This is a genomic window from Stenotrophomonas sp. HMWF003, from assembly GCF_003061285.1.
Classification (GTDB): Bacteria; Pseudomonadota; Gammaproteobacteria; order Xanthomonadales; family Xanthomonadaceae; genus Stenotrophomonas; species Stenotrophomonas maltophilia_AP.
Genome location: NZ_QAIW01000004.1, coordinates 1 through 2681 on the forward strand (window position 1 = coordinate 1; position 2681 = coordinate 2681).

Genomic DNA, 2681 nt, shown 5'->3' on the forward strand with positions numbered 1-2681 from the left:
CACGCCGGTTACGCGTCGCCGGTCTTCGGCGGGTTCTTCAGGCTCAGCACCACGGTGGCGGCGATGATCACGGCCACCACGCCCAGCGAGATCGGGGTGGGGATCTTGAAGATGTCGATCAGCATCATCTTGATGCCGATGAAGGCCAGCACCAGGGCCAGGCCATACGGCAGCAGGTGGAAGCGATCGGCCATGCCGGCCAGCAGGAAGAACATCGCGCGCAGGCCCAGCACCGCGAACACGTTGGAGGTGAGCACGATGAACGGGTCGGTGGTGATGGCGAAGATGGCCGGGATGGAGTCCACCGCGAAGATCACGTCGGTGACCGCGATCAGGATCAGCACCACGAACAGCGGGGTGAACCAGCGCTTGCCATCGCGCATGACGCTCATGGCATTGCCGGCGTAGTCGGGCAGCAGGCGCAGGTGCTTGCGCATCCAGCGCAGGGCGGGGTTGCTCTCCAGATCCGGCTCGCTGCCGGCCGAGAACCACATCTTCCAGCCGGTGAACAGCAGGAAGGCGCCGAACACGTAGAGCAGCCAGTGGAACTTGGTGAGCAGCACGCTGCCGGCGAAGATCATGATCGTACGCAGCACGATCGCGCCCAGGATGCCGATGATGAGCACCTTCTGGCGCTGTTCCTCGGGCACCGCGAAGTAGCCCATGATCATCAGGAACACGAAGATGTTGTCCACGGCCAGGGCTTTTTCGACCAGGTAACCGGTCAGGAACTCCAGGCCGACCTTGTTGGCCACTACCTGGCCCGCGGTCTCGTTCAGGTAGTACCAGAGGCCGCCGTTGAAGGCCAGGGCCAGCACGACCCAGCCGATCGACCACCACAGGGCCTCCTTGAAGGTGACCTTGTGCGGCCCGCCATGTCGCATCAATACGAGGTCGACCAGCAGCGCGATGATCACCACCGCGCCGAAGCCGCCCCACAACCACACATTACCGATCGTCTGCATTGGGTTTATCCGTTGGAAAAATGATTGCCTCAAGCCGGACGGCGAGGATCTGCAACGGAGGATCGGGGGGATCCGGGGACAGAGCTTCGCCATACGGCGAAGGTCTCGCTCGCAGTCCCGATGGGTGGGACTGCCGTTGCACCGGAGCCTGCGGGCTCGAATTGACGGCGACAACGTCTGGGAGCTACTCCCCTTCTGGGGCCGATTCTGCGGGGTGGCCGGGCCGGCGTCAACTGGACGCCCTTTGCCCGGTGATGACGGGCGGTGGGCGCCAACCGCGTACGGGCCGGACGCGATGGGGAGACGGCCGGCGGCCGTCACTACCGGGGCGCGGGGGCTTCCCGGATACAATACGGAGATGAATACCCCTGCCCCCGTTGTCCGCCTCAAGAACGCCTGGCGCTCCAGCCACCCGTGGATCTTCCAGAAACTGGTCGAAAAGCCGGCCGTCCGTCCCAAACCCGGTGCCATCGTCGACGTCATCGGCGTGGACGGGGAGTGGATCGGCCGGGGCTTCTACAACGGCCATTCGCGCATTGCCGTGCGCATCCTGGAAACCGACCAGGCCGTTCCGGTGGACGCGGGCTGGTTCTCGCGCAAGATCGCCCAGGCCGTCTCGCTGCGCCGTGATGTGCTGAAGCTGGACGCGGTGTCCGACGCCTGGCGCGTGGTGCACAGCGAAGGCGACGGCCTGTCCGGCCTGGTGGTGGACCGCTACAACGACCTGGTGGTGGTGGAGTTCTTCGCCGCCGGCATGTTCCGCCACCGCGAGTGGATCTACGAAGCACTGCGTGAGCAGTTCCCGGGCTGCCGTTTCCACAGCTTCGCCGACGAACACGTGCAGAAGCAGGAAAGCTTCGACTTCCACGGCAACACCACCACCGAAGCGTCGGTGATCACCGAGTACGGCGTGAAGTTCCGCGCCGACCCGGCCGGTGCGCACAAGACCGGTTTCTTCGCCGACCAGCGCGAGAACCGCCAGTGGCTGAGCGAGCAGGTGGAGGGCAAGAGCGTGCTCGACCTGTGCTGCAACACCGGCGGCTTTGCGGTGTACGCGGCCGCGCGCGGTGCGTCGGAAGTGGTCGGCATCGACATCGATGAAGACGTGATCGCCATTGCCAAGGCCAACTCGCGCCTCAACAACGTGCGCCCGAAGTTCATCCAGTCCGACGTGTTCCCGTGGCTGCGCGATGCGGCCAACCGCGGCGAGCAGTACGACGTGGTGATCCTGGACCCGGCCAAGATGACCCGCGACCGCGACCAGGTGATCACCGCGCTGAAGAAGTATCTGGACATGAACAAGCTGGCGCTGGGCGTGGTCAAGCCCGGTGGCCTGTTCGCCACGTTCTCGTGCACCGGCCTGGTGGCCGAGGACCAGTTCCTGGACATGCTGCGCCGCGCGGCGTTCTATTCCGGCCGCACCATCCAGATCCTGAAGGTGGCCGGCGCCGGTCCGGACCACCCGTTCATGGCCCACGTGCAGGAATCGCGCTACCTCAAGGCAGTGTTCTGCCGCGTGCTGGACTGATCCGCAGGATCCCGGCTACGTTCGGCACCAGGTAGTGCCGGCCGCTGGCCGGCTCCTCGAGACAATCGCAGACCAGGGGGAGCCGGCCAGCGGCCGGCACTACCGTTTGTTGTCCTCTCAGCGCTATGGTCTGACGCTTCCCATCCTAGGTGAGGCGTCATGACGTTGCGCAGTCTGTCATTGCTGGT

The 2681-nt window shown here is 65.1% G+C and carries 2 protein-coding genes; one reads left to right on the forward strand and one right to left on the reverse strand.

The features are described 5' to 3' along the window. Positions 1 to 8: 8 nt before the first annotated feature. Positions 9 to 965, reverse strand: a complete 957-nt coding sequence (locus DBR34_RS00175; RefSeq protein WP_128095214.1) for a TerC family protein — start codon at positions 963 to 965, stop codon at positions 9 to 11. 358 nt (positions 966 to 1323) lie between these two features. On the opposite strand from DBR34_RS00175, the gene DBR34_RS00180 reads away from it, so the two are divergent. After that, on the forward strand, positions 1324 to 2493 hold the full coding sequence (locus DBR34_RS00180) for a class I SAM-dependent rRNA methyltransferase (RefSeq protein WP_128095215.1): 1170 nt from the start codon (positions 1324 to 1326) through the stop codon (positions 2491 to 2493). Positions 2494 to 2681 lie beyond the last annotated feature (188 nt).

Bases quoted from the DNA above. Each gene is read 5' to 3' on its own strand.
- DBR34_RS00175 (WP_128095214.1), bottom strand. From the start codon at position 965: ATGCAGACGATCGGTAATGTGTGGTTGTGGGGCGGCTTCGGCGCGGTG.
- DBR34_RS00180 (WP_128095215.1), top strand. From the start codon at position 1,324: ATGAATACCCCTGCCCCCGTTGTCCGCCTCAAGAACGCCTGGCGCTCC.